Genomic DNA, 15,107 nt, shown 5'->3' on the forward strand with positions numbered 1-15,107 from the left:
ACGATGGAATTGACACATATGAACAACCAAGGGCGGGCGCGGATGGTCGATGTCTCGGATAAACCGGAAACGACACGTACTGCTCGGGCCCGTACATCAGTTGAACTGAGCGGTGAACTCAAACAGCTCATCACGAATGGGGGTCTTGCAAAAGGGGATGTACTCGCTGTCGCTCAAGTGGCTGGCATCATGGCCGCCAAAGAGACGAGCCGCATCATTCCGATGTGTCATCCGCTCGCCTTGAAAAAAGTCGATTTGACGTTCGAATGGGACGGGACACAGCTCATCATCGAGTCGTTTGTGAAGACGAAAGGCGATACCGGTGTCGAGATGGAGGCGTTGACGGCAGCAATGGTCGCTGCATTGACCGTGTACGATATGACGAAAGCAGTCGATAAAGGCATCGTCATCGGACCGACATACTTGCTCGAGAAACAAGGCGGGAAGTCAGGGGACTACATCCGATGACACATATCCCGGAACGTTACGCGCGGCAGGCCCGGTTCCACGGCATCGGGGTGGAGGGCCAAGAACATCTGATGGAGAAACGAGTGCTCGTCGTCGGTCTCGGCGCGCTCGGGGCAGCCGTTAGCGATCAACTTGTTCGGGCCGGCGTCTCGCTCATCCTCGTCGACCGCGACTATGTCGAGGTGACGAACTTACAACGACAGACGCTCTATACGGAACAGGACGCACGTTCCGAGACGCCGAAAGCGGTCGCAGCGCTCGAACGCCTGCGGGCCATCAACTCAGACGTTGAGTTGGACGCTCAAATCGCCGATGTCTCGTGGGATTGGCTTCGGCCTTTGCCGTCCGTTGATCTCATCTTGGACGCAACCGATAACGTCGAGACGCGTCTTCTATTGAACGATTTCGCACTCGAGCGTGGCATTCCGTTCTTGTTTGCCTCTTGCGTCGGGGCATACGGCATGAACTACACGGTGATGCCGGGAGAAGCGCCGTGTCTTCGTTGTCTCATGCGTCATTTGCCGCTAGCCGGGCAAACGTGCGCGACAGCGGGGGTGGTAGCGCCAATCGTTCAACATGTGGCAAGTCGTCAAGCCGTTGAGGCATTGAAATATTTGACGGGGCGTCATGAAAAGATGGAACGTCGACTCTTGATTGAAGATATGTGGGAAAACCAGTCACAGCGACTCGATGTCGCACGTCTCGTCGATGTGTCTTGTCCTTCTTGTCAAATTCACGACTATCCGAGCCTCGTCCCGAATCGGCAACAGACAGCACTCCTCTGTGGGCGTGACGTCGTCCAAGTCCGGCGGTCCATTGAAGGGCTTGAACCAATCGCCCATCAACTCGAGCGTGCGGACATCGCTGTAAAACAGACACCGTTCACGTTAGAATGGCGATGGCGGAATCATCGGATGCTTTTATTTAAAGACGGTCGTGTGCTCGTTCATGGAATCGATGACGCGAACGTCGCAATCGCGATGGTCGATGAGTGTCTTGGCGCATAGAAAAGTGTCCCCCGAAAAGCGGAGGACACTTTTTTGGTTAGCGTGGGATTGTAAGCACTTGCCCGACGCTAATCAAGCTGACGTTCGTAATATTGTTGGCGGCTGCGATCTTAGCCACAGTCGTGTTATACATCGTCGCAATCTTGTAGAGCGTATCCCCTGATTTGACCGTGTATTTCACTGTAGTCGTCGGTGGTGTGACGGTTGTACCTGGGATGATCAGTACTTGTCCGACATAGATGGAGTTGACGTTCGTAATATTGTTGGCGGCTGCAATCTTAGCGACGGTCGTTTTGTACAAAGTGGCGATTTTATAGAGCGTGTCACCCGATTTAACCGTATACTTGACGGTCGTCGTAGGTGGAGGAGTTACAGTGGTACCCGGGATGACGAGCACTTGTCCGACATAGATGAGACTGTAGTTTGTAATTTTGTTGGCCGCAGCGAGCGCAGCGACTGTGACGTTGTAAGCTCGGGCGATGCTATAAAGGGTATCGCCTGATTTGACGGTATACGTTTTGCTGGTAGATGTGTTTTGGTAAGCGAGCAATTGCGAGACGGTGACGAACTTGTAGCCTTTCGCTTTCAACTGGGCAATCATCGTCGGCAAGGCGAGTGGTGTACCTGGAGCGCCGGCACCGGTGTGCATCAAGACGATTGAGCCTGGTTTGATGTTCGCCTGCACTTTCGTATTGATTTGGCTAGCAGTGACTCCTTTCCAGTCCACGGTATCGATGTTCCATTGAATCGTATAACCGTAGCCGGCAGCGCCGACTCCGCTCAACACGGCGCTATTGACGGCGCCGAACGGTGCCCGGAAGATTGGTTTTGTCGTTTTACCAGTAATGGATTTGATTTTTGCTTCCGTCCGATCAAGTTCTGATTTCATTTGCGTGGCGGTCAACTTTGTAAAGTCTGGATGGGTATACGAATGGTTACCGAGTTGGTGACCTTTAGCTGCGATGTTTTTAATGTATTGAGGATGGTTATTGGCGCCTGATCCAGTCAAAAAGAAAGTGGCTTTGACATTGTTCTTGGCAAGTATGTCCAAAATCTTATTCGTATTCGCACCATCCGCCCCGTCATCGAACGTCAACGCGACAACTTTACTCGTCGTATTCACGCTCGTAATGAATTTCGAAGCGGCGGCGTCAGCCGATTTTGGATAAGCGACTAACGGTGCCAACATGATCAACAAGGCCATCAACACACGTACAAACCTGCTCTTCATTTTGGTTTCGCCTCCATTCTTGGGTGTATGTATCTTGATGTTAAGGCTTTCCATATATTGAGCTGTGTATATATTTTATATACCCCCTTTTAGTGGTAAACATCGTCTAACCCTAAAAATAGGGAAAGGAATTTTTGGATAATGACTCTCAATATTTGTGTTCAATTTATGAGTGACAAACGTGTCAAATATCACACAATCCTCACACATTTCCTAAAAAAGGGTGCTATCATGAACAATGTGTGAAGAATGTAAGCGATTGAATAGGGGGATTCAACATGAGCAAATCAATGAAACGATTCGGGGTGGCATTTGGTCTCGTCGGTCTGTTCGTCCTCGGGGCGTGTGGAGCCGATGAAACGACCAGTGGTACGGAGACGGTGCAGTCGATGGAACCGGTAGAAGCAGAATTAAACGTTCCGGCCACGGCGGACAAAGACGAGACGGTCACGTTGGCGGTTCGCGTCACACAAGACGGTGAAGCGGTCGATGATGCCGACGAGATTAAGTTCGAGGTCTGGAAAAATGGCGCCAAGGAAGAGAGCGAGATGACGAAAGCGTCGCTCACAGAAGATGGAGTCTACGAGGCGGAGACGACGTTTGTCGAAGAAGCAGTTTACACGGTGCAAGTCCATGTGACGGCCCGTTCGATGCATACGATGCCGACGACGAACGTGACGGTCGGCCATCCGGAGACGGCGGCCGAGGCTGAAGCTGAAGCTGAGCAAGATCATCACAACCACGCGGGAGCAGACATTGTCCTTGATCCGACTCAAGCTGTCGCCAATGAAGTCCAACCGTTCACAGTCAACGTCAAAATTGAGCATGAGGCGTTGACGGGTGCGGACGTCCAACTCGAAGTGTTCAAAGACGGAGCGGACAAGCACGACTGGGTGAAGCTTGATGAAACGGAAGGCGGAAGCTATGCAGGTGAGCATACATTCAAAGAGTCAGGCATATACAACGTTCAAGTCCATGTGACGAAAGGACACGACATCCATGAACACATCATGGAGACGGTCGAGGTCAAATAAAAAAAACGATCGGCCGCGGCCGATCGTTTTTTTCTTATGCGTTCTGATAGAGTGACTCGACTTGCTGTTGAAGCGATTCGTTCTCGAGGAACTCGTCGTACGTCGCTTCTTTGTCGACAATCCCGTTCGGCGTCACTTCGATGATGCGCGTGGCAATCGTCGAGATGAGCTGATGGTCATGCGAGCTGAAGAGGAGGACGCCTTTGAACGTTTCGAGACCGTTGTTGAGCGCTGTGATCGACTCGAGATCCAAGTGGTTCGTCGGATCGTCGAGGACGAGGACGTTCGAGTTCGAGAGCATCATTTTCGAGAGCATGCAACGCACTTTCTCTCCCCCTGAGAGGACAGATGCTTTCTTCATGACTTCTTCGCCTGAGAAGAGCATACGTCCGAGGAAACCGCGAAGGAACGTATCCGACTCGTCGGCTGGTGAGAACTGGCGTAACCAATCCAAGATGCTCTTATCCGAGCCTTCGAAGTATTCCGAGTTGTCTTTCGGGAAGTACGACTGTGTCGTCGTCACGCCCCATTTGACCGTACCCGTGTCCGGTTCCATCTCGCCCATGATGATTTTGAAGAGAGTCGTAATGGCAACGTCCGAACGGCCGACGAATGCGACTTTGTCCGTCTTGTTGAGTGAGAACGTGACGTTGTCGAGTACTTTGACGCCATCGATCGTCTTCGAGACGTTGTCGACGTAGAGCACGTCGTTCCCGATTTCACGTTCCATCGAGAAACCGACGAACGGATAGCGACGTGATGATGGACGGATATCGTCGAGCGTGATTTTATCGAGCAACTTCTTACGCGACGTCGCTTGACGCGCCTTCGAGGCGTTCGAGCTGAAACGGGCGATGAAGTTTTGAAGTTCTTTGATTTTCTCTTCTTTTTTCTTGTTCTGGTCGTTGGCCATACGCGAAGCGAGTTGGCTCGACTCGTACCAGAAGTCGTAGTTCCCGACGTACAATTGGATCTTCCCGAAATCAAGGTCGGCCATGTGCGTACAGACTTTGTTCAAGAAGTGACGGTCGTGGGATACGACGATGACGGTATTCTCGAAGTTGATCAAGAACTCTTCGAGCCATTGGATCGCTTTGAGGTCAAGACCGTTCGTCGGCTCATCGAGGAGAAGAATGTCAGGTTTGCCAAACAATGCTTGAGCAAGGAGGACTTTGACTTTCTCGCCACCTGTGAGCTCGCTCATGAGCTTGTGGTGTGATGCATCCGTGATCCCTAGTCCTTGAAGGACCATGGCAGCTTCTGATTCGGCTTCCCAACCGTTCATCTCAGCGAATTCGCCTTCGAGTTCAGCAGCGCGCATACCATCTTCGTCAGAGAAATCTTCCTTCATATAGATGGCGTCTTTCTCTTTCATGACTTGATACAAACGCTCGTGGCCCATGATGACCGTCTCGAGTACCGCTTGATCTTCGTACGCATAATGGTCCTGCTTGAGGACGGCGAGGCGTTCGCCAGGTGAAAAGCTGACGTCACCTGTTGTCGTTTCTTGCTCACCGGCAAGAATTTTTAAGAATGTCGACTTCCCGGCACCGTTCGCGCCGATCAAGCCGTAGCAGTTGCCTGGTGTGAACTTGATGTTCACGTCTTCGAACAACTTGCGTCCACCGAATTGGAGACTTACGTTATTTACTGTAATCATGTATAGGATCCCTCGTTTTTCTGATTAGTTTACGACGTGTATTGTATCACGTTTTTTGAAAACGCGCAGTCGTGGGTAAAAATGAAACAAACAGCAGCCTGATTCGTATAGAGAAGAAAGGGGGAATCAGCCATGAAAACAACACTCTCGCTGAAAGAAGCGTGGTCAAACTACTACAGCCGAGATTTCTTCCGGCTCTGGGTCATCTTCCTCGTGACGGGCATCGGGTCGTATTTTCTATTCAGGGCCGTCATCGCCCCTGAACAAGTGGACGAAATTTTAGCTCAGCTCGGCGAATCATTTGAATCACAAGGATTGACGTTCGATTCGAGCGCACGCGAGACGATGATCGCCCTATTCGTGAACAATACGCGCGTCACGTTGCTCGCTTTCCTGCTCGGAATGATCCCGCTCTTCATCCCGTATGTGTTCGTCGTCATCAACGCCGCGGTCATCGGCCTGGTTGCCATGCTTGTTGGGTTTGCCGGCGAGTCCGTGATCCGGGTCATCGTGCTCGGCATTTTGCCCCACGGCATCACCGAAATCTCGGCTATCTTGCTCGGAGCGGCGATGGGGTTGTCGCTTAACCGTTACATCTGGAAAAAACTACGCGGGAAAGAGACCGACGTCACGTTCAAGGCGCTGTTCGTGGCAGGCGTGAAGACATTTCTCGTCATCGCAGTTCCGCTCCTCGTCATCTCTGCGATCATCGAGGCGTACGTGACCCCACTGTTATTACAGTAAAAAAGCCATCGCTGATGGCTTTTTTACTTGAAATGAGGCGTCGTCTCGACACAGTGGGTTAAACGAATCCCTTCCGTAGACACCTCGCCATTCACTTGCCAGATTTCAAGTCCGTCCGCGATTGCGTCGCGAATCAGCTGCCGAATTCGTAAGTCGTGTTTCCGATTCGGGTTGCCGGTGAAGATGGGCGCATCATATAAGAAAACATACAGCAATACGGCCCGACCAGTTTTCGGCAACGTCGCAATGAGTGTCTCGAGATGTCGAATCAACCGTTCGGTCTCGATTGGTCTTGTCACCGCACGCCGTTCAAAGCGGGGGAGAGGCGTTACGAACAACTCGGCTAGAGGTGCTTTCACTTCGATATAAGTGCCATCGACTTTAAAGTCGATTCGTGACGCATCGACGACTTTCTCTCGTTCCACATGTCTCGGAGAAGGAAAAGCTGAAATCACGTTCGTCCGCAACCAATGTTCGACGAAATCATTGACGCGGCCTTGATGAATTCCAATCCATTGTCGGTCCGCGTCAATCGAGATGGCCTCCACCGTGAAGGCGGTGTTCCGTCGCGGGTCGTCCGTCGCTGAGACGAGGCAAGGAACCCCGTCAAAGACGAGGTCACCGATGCGGCCTGTGACCGGACAGTGGCAGGCGACGACAGTGTCGCCGAGCAATACGTCCATCACGAACCGATTGCGGCGTTTCAGGATGACCCCTTCCTGCAAAGGGGATACGAAGCGATACATCGTCAGACGACGCGCGTGACCGTCGTGTCGAGTTCGAACGCGACGTTGCCGGCCAAGGCGCGTGAAATCATACAGCCATCCTTCGCTTTTTTGGCGATTCGTTCGACGAGCGTGATATCGCGATTTGTGGCCGTTTTTGGAACGTTGATACGTGTCGTGTAGCGAATCGTCTCATACGTGAAGACACCGTTCGTCACGTCGACGATGCCTTCGGCGTCAATCGTGATGCCTTGATGCGGCAGTTCGCTTCGCCCGAGCATAGCCGCAAGTGTGATGATATAGCAGGTCGCCGCAGCACCGAGCAACATCTCATCGGGGTTCGTGCCGATGCCGGGCCCGTCCATTTCCGGGGGAATCGATATCTGTGTCTTTAACCGTTCGGCCTCGATCGTTCCGACGTCGTTGCGTCCGCCGGTCCAGTCTAGGTTCATTTGAAACGTATGCTTCATAAAAAATCGCCTCCAATGTCTCTATTCTAGAAGAGAACGATTGGAGGCGCATGTGTTATGCTCGCGCGCGTTCAGCGAACGTACGGAGCGTCTGGATGATGACGTGGGTCGCTTTTTCCATGTTGTTGACGGAGACGTACTCGAACTTGCCGTGATAGTTCTCGCCACCCGTGAAGATGTTCGGGGTCGGGAGTCCCATATACGACAGTTGCGAACCGTCCGTCCCGCCGCGAATCGGTTCGATTTTCGGTTCGATGCCTAGTTCGCGCATGACGTCGGCGACGGTGTCGACGATGTGTTTTACCGGCTCGATTTTCTCGGCCATGTTGTAATATTGATCGTCCATTTTCAAGTCGATGCGCGCTTCGCCGTACTTCTGTTTCCATTCGACGACGAGCTTTTCAAGCAACGCTTTGCGCGCCTCAAACTTTGTGCGGTCGTGGTCGCGGATAATGTATTGCAGCGTCGTCGTCTCCACGTCGCCAGAGAAGCCGTTCAGATGGAAAAAGCCTTCATAGTCGCTCGTATGTTCCGGTGCCTCATCGGCCGGGAGGCGGTTGTGGAACGCCATCGCCAATTTCATCGAGTTGACCATCTTGTTTTTGGCGCTGCCCGGGTGCACGTTCGTCCCATGGAACGTGACCGTGGCGCCGGCAGCGTTGAAGCTCTCGTATTGCAGTTCACCGAGCGGGCCGCCGTCCATCGTATAGGCGAAATCGGCGTTGAAGCGGGCGACGTCGAACTTATGTGGTCCGCGTCCAATCTCTTCGTCCGGTGTGAAGGCGATTCGCACCGGGCCATGCGGGATTTCCGGATGGGCCAATAAGTATTCGACCGCGGTGACGATCTCGGCCATGCCGGCTTTGTCGTCGGCACCGAGCAGCGTCGTGCCGTCTGTCGTGATGAGTGTATGTCCAACGTAGCCATCGAGCTCCGGGAAGTCACGCGGCGACAAGATGACTTGGAGCGCCTCGTTCAAGACGATATCGCCGCCCTCGTAATGTGCGACGAGTTGCGGGTTGACGTTCGTCCCGGTGAAGTCGGTCGCCGTATCGACGTGGGCGAGCAGGCCGATCGTCGGTACGTCATGGTCGACGTTACTCGGAAGGGTGGCGAACAAGTAGCCATAGTCATCCGTCTCGACGTCCTCGAGTCCAATCGCTTTTAACTCAGCCTCGAGATGGCGAATCAAATCCCATTGTTTCGCCGTCGACGGTGTCGTCTCACTCGTGAAGTCGGACTGTGTATCAATTTTTGCATACGTGATTAAACGTTCAATTAATTTCGATTGCATGGTCTGCCTCCTCTAATCAATCTGTTCTCGTTTAGTGTAGCATGAGAGCCGTTTTGAGAAGTATCGAAATTGTTTGAAAATAAAAAGAGAGGCGCTAAGGCCCCTACTTTTACTCAATTTTTATGAAACAAGGATGCTGGCCTTTTTTTAAAGAAGGAACGGCAGGAGAAACGGCAACAAAAACGACGTGAAGATGGCGGACAGGCCCATCGCCGCGCCCCCGGTGGCCCCTGAGAGCGGATGTTCTGTCGCGGCTTGAGCCGTGCCGATGCCGTGGCTGATCGTTCCGAGTGCGAGTCCTCGCGTGAAGGGATCAGTCACTTTGAAAAGCGACAGCATTATCGGACCGAACATGGCACCGAGTATGCCACAGGCGACAGTGATGGAGGCAGCAAGCGCCGCGTCTCCTTGGAGCTGTTTTGCCAGTTCGAGTGCAATCGGAGCAGTGACGGATTTGACCGCTAGCCCGATGAGCACTTGGTCCGTCAGTTTGAGCGCCGTGCCGATCATGACTGCGACGATAATCGTCGAGACGGTACCGGCAACGATTGCACTGAGGGCACGTCTCGCGCGTGCGAGTAGCGTCGGCAAGTTGCGGTACAACGGCAGACCGAGGGCGACGGTCGCCGGGCCGAGTAAAATCGTGATCAAATCTTTGGCCGGTTCATACACGTCGTACGGTTGTTCAAAGAGAAGGAGGATCACAATCAAAATAGTTGTGCTCAAGAAGACGACGTTCGTGAACGGAGACGCCCATTTAAATGATAGTTTTCGGCTGATGAGATAGACACCAACTGTGACGAGTACCCAAAATAATGTCATGACGCTTCACCTCGTCTTCCGGAGATGATGGCGGTCACGATGAGTCCCACACTTAGACTGATCATCAAGGCGAGAAAGAGCGGGATCCCTTCTGCTTTTAATAGATTACTATAAGACATGAGACCGACCGCAATCGGGATGAAGAAGAAAGCGAGATGTTTCGTGAGGAAGCCGGCACTGTCTTCGATCCATTCGACTCGGATGATTTTTGTCATAAGTAATATCAACAACAGCATCATCCCGACGACGTTCCCAGGCACTTTCCATTCTAAAGTGGCGACGATCCAATTGCCGAGCGCGCTTAACCCGAATAAGAGCGAAAGGCCGATCATCCATTTGATAAAGAGTTGCATGTATACCATCCTTTCGCGAATACGTTCAAAACGTAAAAATTTTCTCAGATTTATTTGTACAGGTCAAGGTTAGGCAATCATCAAAAAGTGAAGTTCTTCTCTCCAAAGAGGTTTTATAAAAGCACGGAAAGCCGTGTGGAACACATCAAAAATGACCGAATCGAAAAGAGAGTCGACCCTGTGCGGGCGACTCTCTTTTGAATTACGCTTCTTTTTTCTTACGGAACCGTGCGAAGAACTCATACACGATTGGAACGATGAGGAGCGTCAATAGCGTTGAACTTGTCAATCCACCGATGACGGTCACACCGAGACCTTTCGAAATCAAAGCGCCACCTTCAAGACCGAGCGCGAGCGGTGCGAGGGCACCAATCGTCGCGAGTGCCGTCATGAGGATTGGACGGAGGCGCGTACCGGCTGCCTCGAGCAAGGCATCACGCGTCGAGAGACCCGCTTCTTCTTTATGAATAACACGGTCAATCAAGACGATGGCGTTCGTCACAACGATCCCAATCAACATGAGCGCTCCAATCAAGGCAGATACCGAGATCGTCTCGCCAGTGATGAGAAGGGCGACAAGTCCCCCGATAATCGCGTAAGGGAGCGAGAATAGGACGACGAACGGTGTAACGGCACCACCGAACGTGATGACGAGCACCAAGTAGACGATGGCAACGGCTGCGAGCATGGCGAGACCGAGCTGAGTGAACGATTCTTGAATCTGTTCCGTGACACCGCCGACATCATACGAGACGCCAGTCGGGAGCTCGATGTCAGACACACGTTCTTCGATGGCCGCCGAAGCTTCCGTCGCTTTGTCCGTGCTGAGCTCGACGTTGACGCGAGCAAGGAGCTTGCCGTCACGCTGAACGAGCGTATCCGGTGTCGTGCCTTCCTCGACTTCGATGAAGTCTGAGATTGGACGTGGTCCGAACGGCGTCGTCACTTCTTGTTCCTGCAAATCGTCAATGCTGTCGTACGTGACTTGTTCTGTCGGAATGATGACGTCGAGTTGCTTGTCATCAATCGTCACGGTCGAGAGCGGACTTTCTTGGGCTTGGAACTGTCCAATCGTCTGGGCGAGCTGGGCGGCCGATACACCTGCTTCAGCAGCAGCTTGTTGGTCGACGTTGAACGTGTATTGGACGTATGATTCGCGAAGATCAGACGTCGCTTGACGGACGTAATCCGTCTCTTCTTCAATCGTCTCAATGAACGTCGGAACGATGGCTTCGAGGTCTTCGAGTGAGTTGGCGTAGACGTTGTACGTCACGCCGCTCGTTCCGGCACCGCCGGCGAAGTCTTGTTCTTTCCATTCACCGCCTGAGGCGAGTTCATTCAAGCGTTCGACGTCGGCGATTTTGACATCGGCGAAATCTTCCGTGTCCGGATCGTACTGGACGATGAAAATTCCTTGTTTGTTGTTTCCTGGGTTAAGTGGGTTCTCGCCACCGACTGTAAATTGAACGTCGGTCGCGTTCGCTTGCTCTTCCATGAAATACGTCTCGGCGATTTCGGCCGCCGCAATCGAATCGTCAAGCGTTTGTCCCGGCTCTGGGTCGAACGTGACGTAAAGCGTCTTCTCAGATTCTTGGTTCAAGAAGTTGACCCCGATGGCTGGCACGAGGGCGAAACTTCCGATTAAGAGAACGGTAGCCAGGCCGAAGACGACGAGTTTATGGTTGAGCGACCAGTTGAGGACGCCGCGATACCATTCGGCGAGTTTCCCTGGTCCTTCTTCCGGCTTCAACTTGTCACGGTTCTTAAAGAACGAGTCGGCCATCATCGGCACGACCGTGATCGCGACGAGAAGTGATGCGAGCAAAGCGAAGACGACGGTCAAGGCGAACGGTAAGAACAGCTCGCCGACGAATCCGGTGACGAACCCGAGCGGCAAGAAGACGGCAATCGTAACGATTGTCGACGACGCGATCGGAATGAACACTTCTTTCGTCGCGGCGATAATCAGCTCTTTGCCGCGCAACGTCTCGTTCGGACGGGTGAGGCGACGGTAAATGTTCTCAATGACGACGATGGAGTCATCGACGACCCGTCCGATGGCAACGGTCATCGCGCCGAGCGTCATGATGTTGAGCGTGATGTCGAGCTGTTTCAAGACGATCAACGCCATCAAGAGCGAGAGCGGGATGGAGATGACCGCAATAATCGTCGAGCGGAAGTTACGAAGGAACACGAGAATAATCAAGATGGCGAATAGACCACCGAGTAACGCTTTCGAGACCATCGTCTCGACCGATTCTTCAATCGGTTGACCTTGGTCGAGCGTGACGGAGACGTTGGCCGTGTCATAGTCGGCCTCGAAGTCGGCGAGCACCTCTTTGACGGCGTTGACGACGTCCACGGTGTTCGCGTCTTGTGTTTTCGTCACTTGAATCCCGATTGAACGTTCTCCGTTTGAGCGCGAAATCGATTCCTCGATGCCACGGTCTTCAATCGTCGCGAGTTCGCTCAAAGCGACGGTCGGGACGGTTGTCGGGATATTGGCAGGTGGGACGGCACCTGGTACTTCAGTCGGGACTTGTGGGGTCTCGCCAGTCGGAAGTTCCGTTGGCGCACCTGGCACAGGCTGTTCCGTTTGTGCGGGTGAGTACGGAATTTGGAGGTCGCGGAACGCCTCGAGCGTCTCCGACTTCCCGTCGATGACGACGGCTTGCTCCGTATCACCAAGTTCATACAGGCCGAGCGCGATGCGGGCGTCGTTCGCTTGAATCAACTGTTTGACCGTGTCTTCCGTCAAGTTGTATTCGGCGAGTGCCTCCTCATCGAACTGAAGCTCGACGCGACGAATCTCTTGTCCGGCGATTTGGACGGTCTGAGCGCCTTCGACGCCTTCAAGGGCCGGTTGCAATTCATCTTCGACCAATTTCGTCAATTCGGCCAAATCGAGACTCTCATCTGAGACGGCTGCACCAACGACAGGGAACGCGTCAAAGCTGAGTCGTGATACTTGTGGGTCTTGAACGGCTTCTGGCAATTCGACGTTGCTGAGCGCGTCTTTGACGAGCTGTTCAGCTTCTTCCATATCAGTGCTGAAGTCATAATCGATTTGAATGTTTGAAGCGTTCTGGAACGAAGACGAACGAACTTGTTCGACCCCATTCAAGCTCTTCAAGCGCTCTTCGAGCACGGTGCTGACTTCGTCGAGCACTTGTTCAGGTGAGGCTCCTGGGTAAATCGTCGTCACCGAGACGGTCGGTGTCGTGATATCAGGCAATGTTTCTAGTTTCATCGTCAAGCCGGCGAAAATTCCGGCGGCCGTCAAGATGATGGTCATCAACCAGACGGCGAACTTGTTATTGACGGAGAAGGACGTGATTTTTTGCATGGGGTTCATTTCTCCTCTAATAGATTAGTCTGTTTTACCCGAATCGATGTTCTGGGCTCGCTCGATCAAGCGAGCGATAATGTCTTGTTTTAAAGCAGGTGGGGCGACGCCGACATTGAAGTGCTCGGACATCATCATTCCTTCGAGCGCATAGCGGATGATCATCGTCTCCACTGGATCGCTCGTCTGTTGAAACTGAGCGAAGAACGTGTCGAGGTCGTGCTTCCACCGCTCTGCGTACTCTTGGTCGACGGCGAACAATGTGAGGAACGCAATCATCTTTTCGGCGTCGATGTGGATGGCTGAGCGCTCCGGATGAAGTTTCGTCTCGTCAAAGAGACGCACGAACGCCTCAACAGGGCCATTGCCATCGGCTTGGAGCGATTCGTACAAATCGTTTTGCTCGGTTTGGAGCCGTTCCACGATGGCGGTCAACAACGCTTCTTTGGATGGATAGTGGTACAAGAGACCACCTTTCGAGACACCCGCCGTCTTGGCGACTTCATCCAATGTCAGGTGATGCACACCGTGCTCCATGATGATATCGGTCGCGGCATCCAACAGTTTTTGTTTGGTGATTATTGATCGGTTTGTCATGTCATCCCTCTTTTCTGTACCGACCAGACGGTTTGTTCTCTTCCACTATAGGTGCGTAGTCATTTTGAAGTCAAGAAATGATGACGTCAAAACTGTTAAGTTATGTATTTATAACTACTGTAAACGATTTCAAAAAAAGGTTGACGTGAGAATGATTATCAGTGATGATAGTAACTGAGAGTAATTATCATTACCAACAATAGAGATGAATAAGTGGGGGATAATCAAATGAACAAAAAGTACATGGCGCTCGGCCTATCGGCTGCGCTCACAACATCACTCCTGGCCGCTTGCGCGAGCACGGAAGAGACGACGTCAAATGATAACGAGACAGCAGAAGAGTCAAAAGTCGTCAACGTCTACTCGAGCCGTCACTATGACGTCGATAAAGAACTTTACAAGCAGTTCGAAGAAGAGACGGGCGTAAAAGTTAACGTCGTCGAAGGGAAGAGTGATGAGCTTCTCGAGCGTTTGAACACAGAAGGTGAGAGCACAGAAGCCGACCTCTTTATCACGGCAGACGCCGGGAACTTGTATCAAGCGAAAGACGCGGGTCATCTTCAAGCGGTCGATAGCGACGTGCTTGAGTCGAACGTCCCTGAAAAATATCGTGATACGGACAACGAGTGGTTTGGTCTCACGAAACGGGCACGTGTCATCGTCTATGCAAAAGACCGTGTGAAACCAGAAGACTTGTCAACATACGAAGCGCTCACAGAAGAACAGTGGAACGGAAAAGTGCTCGTTCGTCCGTCTGAGAACATGTACAACATCTCACTCCTCGCTTCATTCATTGAAGTGAACGGTGTCGATCAAGCGAAAGAGTGGGCGAAAGGCATGGTCAACAATATGGCACGTGATCCACAAGGGAACGACCGTGACCAAGCGAAAGCGGTCGTGGCCGGTGAAGGGGACGTCGCCATCATGAACACATACTACATGGGTCTCATGTTGAACTCAGAAGATGCGGAAGAGAAGAAAGTGGCCGAGCAACTCGGTGTCTTCTTCCCGAACCAAGACACGACGGGGACACACGTGAACATCTCGGGGATTGCGATGACAAAAGCAGCGAAGAACTCAGAAAACGCGAAGAAACTCATGGAGTTCATGTCTGATCCGTCAGCACAAGAGCAGTTTGCGAGCGTGAACTACGAGTATCCGGTCAACGAATCGGTTGAACCGAACGAGCTCCTTCAATCATGGGGTGAGTTCAAAGAGCAGGACATCAACTTGTCTGTCCTCGGTGAAAACCAGCAAGAAGCCATCCGTATTTTCAACGAAGCGGGCTGGAAATAAGACGACTTCGGCTTGAACAGATGTTCAGGCCGAAGGTTTTTGTGTTTCATGGCACGCTGA

14 protein-coding genes are annotated in these 15,107 nt (G+C 52.4%); 5 read left to right on the forward strand and 9 right to left on the reverse strand.

Annotated elements, in window-relative coordinates; all coding sequences use genetic code 11:
* Positions 1 to 3: 3 nt before the first annotated feature.
* Both moaC and AC13H5_RS01145 read left to right on the forward strand, forming a co-directional pair.
* Complete coding sequence (gene moaC, locus AC13H5_RS01140) at positions 4 to 468, forward strand: cyclic pyranopterin monophosphate synthase MoaC (RefSeq protein ID WP_034780615.1); 465 nt, start codon at positions 4 to 6, stop codon at positions 466 to 468.
* Positions 465 to 1,475 carry a ThiF family adenylyltransferase gene (locus AC13H5_RS01145; RefSeq protein WP_483546162.1) on the forward strand — a complete coding sequence of 337 codons (1,011 nt, stop codon included), beginning with the start codon at positions 465 to 467 and terminating at the stop codon, positions 1,473 to 1,475. Before moaC ends, AC13H5_RS01145 begins: the two co-directional genes overlap by 4 nt.
* A 37-nt stretch (positions 1,476 to 1,512) precedes the next feature.
* Here AC13H5_RS01145 and AC13H5_RS01150 read toward each other — a convergent pair whose 3' ends face one another.
* On the reverse strand, positions 1,513 to 2,706 hold the full coding sequence (locus tag AC13H5_RS01150; RefSeq protein WP_214797400.1) for a LysM peptidoglycan-binding domain-containing protein: 1,194 nt from the start codon (positions 2,704 to 2,706) through the stop codon (positions 1,513 to 1,515).
* 278 nt (positions 2,707 to 2,984) lie between these two features.
* Between AC13H5_RS01150 and AC13H5_RS01155 the strand changes: the two genes are divergently transcribed.
* Positions 2,985 to 3,740, forward strand: a complete 756-nt coding sequence (locus tag AC13H5_RS01155) for a FixH family protein (RefSeq protein ID WP_483546163.1) — start codon at positions 2,985 to 2,987, stop codon at positions 3,738 to 3,740.
* Between the two features lie 34 nt (positions 3,741 to 3,774).
* On the opposite strand, the gene AC13H5_RS01160 is transcribed toward AC13H5_RS01155, so the two are convergent.
* Positions 3,775 to 5,400 carry an ABC-F family ATP-binding cassette domain-containing protein gene (locus tag AC13H5_RS01160; protein ID WP_034780623.1) on the reverse strand — a complete coding sequence of 542 codons (1,626 nt, stop codon included), beginning with the start codon at positions 5,398 to 5,400 and terminating at the stop codon, positions 3,775 to 3,777.
* A 132-nt stretch (positions 5,401 to 5,532) separates the two neighbouring features.
* Between AC13H5_RS01160 and AC13H5_RS01165 the strand changes: the two genes are divergently transcribed.
* Complete coding sequence (locus tag AC13H5_RS01165; RefSeq protein ID WP_215191515.1) at positions 5,533 to 6,144, forward strand: stage II sporulation protein M; 612 nt, start codon at positions 5,533 to 5,535, stop codon at positions 6,142 to 6,144.
* Between the two features lie 23 nt (positions 6,145 to 6,167).
* Here AC13H5_RS01165 and AC13H5_RS01170 read toward each other — a convergent pair whose 3' ends face one another.
* The 7 genes from AC13H5_RS01170 to AC13H5_RS01200 form a co-directional block, all read right to left on the reverse strand.
* Positions 6,168 to 6,890 carry a DNA/RNA nuclease SfsA gene (locus AC13H5_RS01170; RefSeq protein ID WP_214754829.1) on the reverse strand — a complete coding sequence of 241 codons (723 nt, stop codon included), beginning with the start codon at positions 6,888 to 6,890 and terminating at the stop codon, positions 6,168 to 6,170.
* 2 nt (positions 6,891 to 6,892) lie between these two features.
* Entirely contained in the window at positions 6,893 to 7,339 is a 447-nt protein-coding gene (locus AC13H5_RS01175; RefSeq protein ID WP_214823460.1) for an SACOL1771 family peroxiredoxin, read from the reverse strand.
* 55 nt (positions 7,340 to 7,394) lie between these two features.
* Positions 7,395 to 8,633 carry a peptidase T gene (gene pepT / locus AC13H5_RS01180; RefSeq protein ID WP_114164929.1) on the reverse strand — a complete coding sequence of 413 codons (1,239 nt, stop codon included), beginning with the start codon at positions 8,631 to 8,633 and terminating at the stop codon, positions 7,395 to 7,397.
* 147 nt (positions 8,634 to 8,780) lie between these two features.
* Positions 8,781 to 9,455 carry an LrgB family protein gene (locus AC13H5_RS01185; protein ID WP_214710713.1) on the reverse strand — a complete coding sequence of 225 codons (675 nt, stop codon included), beginning with the start codon at positions 9,453 to 9,455 and terminating at the stop codon, positions 8,781 to 8,783.
* Positions 9,452 to 9,808: a CidA/LrgA family protein gene (locus AC13H5_RS01190; protein ID WP_034780640.1), complete on the reverse strand. Its 357-nt coding sequence runs from the start codon at positions 9,806 to 9,808 to the stop codon at positions 9,452 to 9,454. Before AC13H5_RS01190 ends, AC13H5_RS01185 begins: the two co-directional genes overlap by 4 nt.
* A gap of 202 nt (positions 9,809 to 10,010) precedes the next feature.
* Positions 10,011 to 13,154, reverse strand: coding sequence for an efflux RND transporter permease subunit (locus AC13H5_RS01195; protein WP_034780643.1), 3,144 nt, complete (start codon positions 13,152 to 13,154; stop codon positions 10,011 to 10,013).
* A gap of 24 nt (positions 13,155 to 13,178) precedes the next feature.
* On the reverse strand, positions 13,179 to 13,751 hold the full coding sequence (locus AC13H5_RS01200; RefSeq protein ID WP_052090260.1) for a TetR/AcrR family transcriptional regulator: 573 nt from the start codon (positions 13,749 to 13,751) through the stop codon (positions 13,179 to 13,181).
* Positions 13,752 to 13,979: 228 nt separating this feature from the next.
* On the opposite strand from AC13H5_RS01200, the gene AC13H5_RS01205 reads away from it, so the two are divergent.
* A complete protein-coding gene (locus AC13H5_RS01205; RefSeq protein ID WP_034780649.1) occupies positions 13,980 to 15,047 on the forward strand; it encodes a Fe(3+) ABC transporter substrate-binding protein in 1,068 nt (355 codons plus the stop codon).
* Positions 15,048 to 15,107 lie beyond the last annotated feature (60 nt).

The sequence above is a fragment of the Exiguobacterium sp. FD-YE-25-4 genome (genome assembly GCF_057004685.1).

Excerpts from the sequence above, each read along its gene's own strand:
- moaC (WP_034780615.1), top strand. The coding sequence starts at position 4 with ATGGAATTGACACATATGAACAACCAAGGGCGGGCGCGGATGGTCGAT.
- AC13H5_RS01145 (WP_483546162.1), top strand. The coding sequence starts at position 465 with ATGACACATATCCCGGAACGTTACGCGCGGCAGGCCCGGTTCCACGGC.
- AC13H5_RS01150 (WP_214797400.1), bottom strand. The coding sequence starts at position 2,706 with ATGAAGAGCAGGTTTGTACGTGTGTTGATGGCCTTGTTGATCATGTTG.
- AC13H5_RS01155 (WP_483546163.1), top strand. The coding sequence starts at position 2,985 with ATGAGCAAATCAATGAAACGATTCGGGGTGGCATTTGGTCTCGTCGGT.
- AC13H5_RS01160 (WP_034780623.1), bottom strand. The coding sequence starts at position 5,400 with ATGATTACAGTAAATAACGTAAGTCTCCAATTCGGTGGACGCAAGTTG.
- AC13H5_RS01165 (WP_215191515.1), top strand. The coding sequence starts at position 5,533 with ATGAAAACAACACTCTCGCTGAAAGAAGCGTGGTCAAACTACTACAGC.
- AC13H5_RS01170 (WP_214754829.1), bottom strand. The coding sequence starts at position 6,890 with ATGTATCGCTTCGTATCCCCTTTGCAGGAAGGGGTCATCCTGAAACGC.
- AC13H5_RS01175 (WP_214823460.1), bottom strand. The coding sequence starts at position 7,339 with ATGAAGCATACGTTTCAAATGAACCTAGACTGGACCGGCGGACGCAAC.
- pepT (WP_114164929.1), bottom strand. The coding sequence starts at position 8,633 with ATGCAATCGAAATTAATTGAACGTTTAATCACGTATGCAAAAATTGAT.
- AC13H5_RS01185 (WP_214710713.1), bottom strand. The coding sequence starts at position 9,455 with ATGACATTATTTTGGGTACTCGTCACAGTTGGTGTCTATCTCATCAGC.
- AC13H5_RS01190 (WP_034780640.1), bottom strand. The coding sequence starts at position 9,808 with ATGCAACTCTTTATCAAATGGATGATCGGCCTTTCGCTCTTATTCGGG.
- AC13H5_RS01195 (WP_034780643.1), bottom strand. The coding sequence starts at position 13,154 with ATGCAAAAAATCACGTCCTTCTCCGTCAATAACAAGTTCGCCGTCTGG.
- AC13H5_RS01200 (WP_052090260.1), bottom strand. The coding sequence starts at position 13,751 with ATGACAAACCGATCAATAATCACCAAACAAAAACTGTTGGATGCCGCG.
- AC13H5_RS01205 (WP_034780649.1), top strand. The coding sequence starts at position 13,980 with ATGAACAAAAAGTACATGGCGCTCGGCCTATCGGCTGCGCTCACAACA.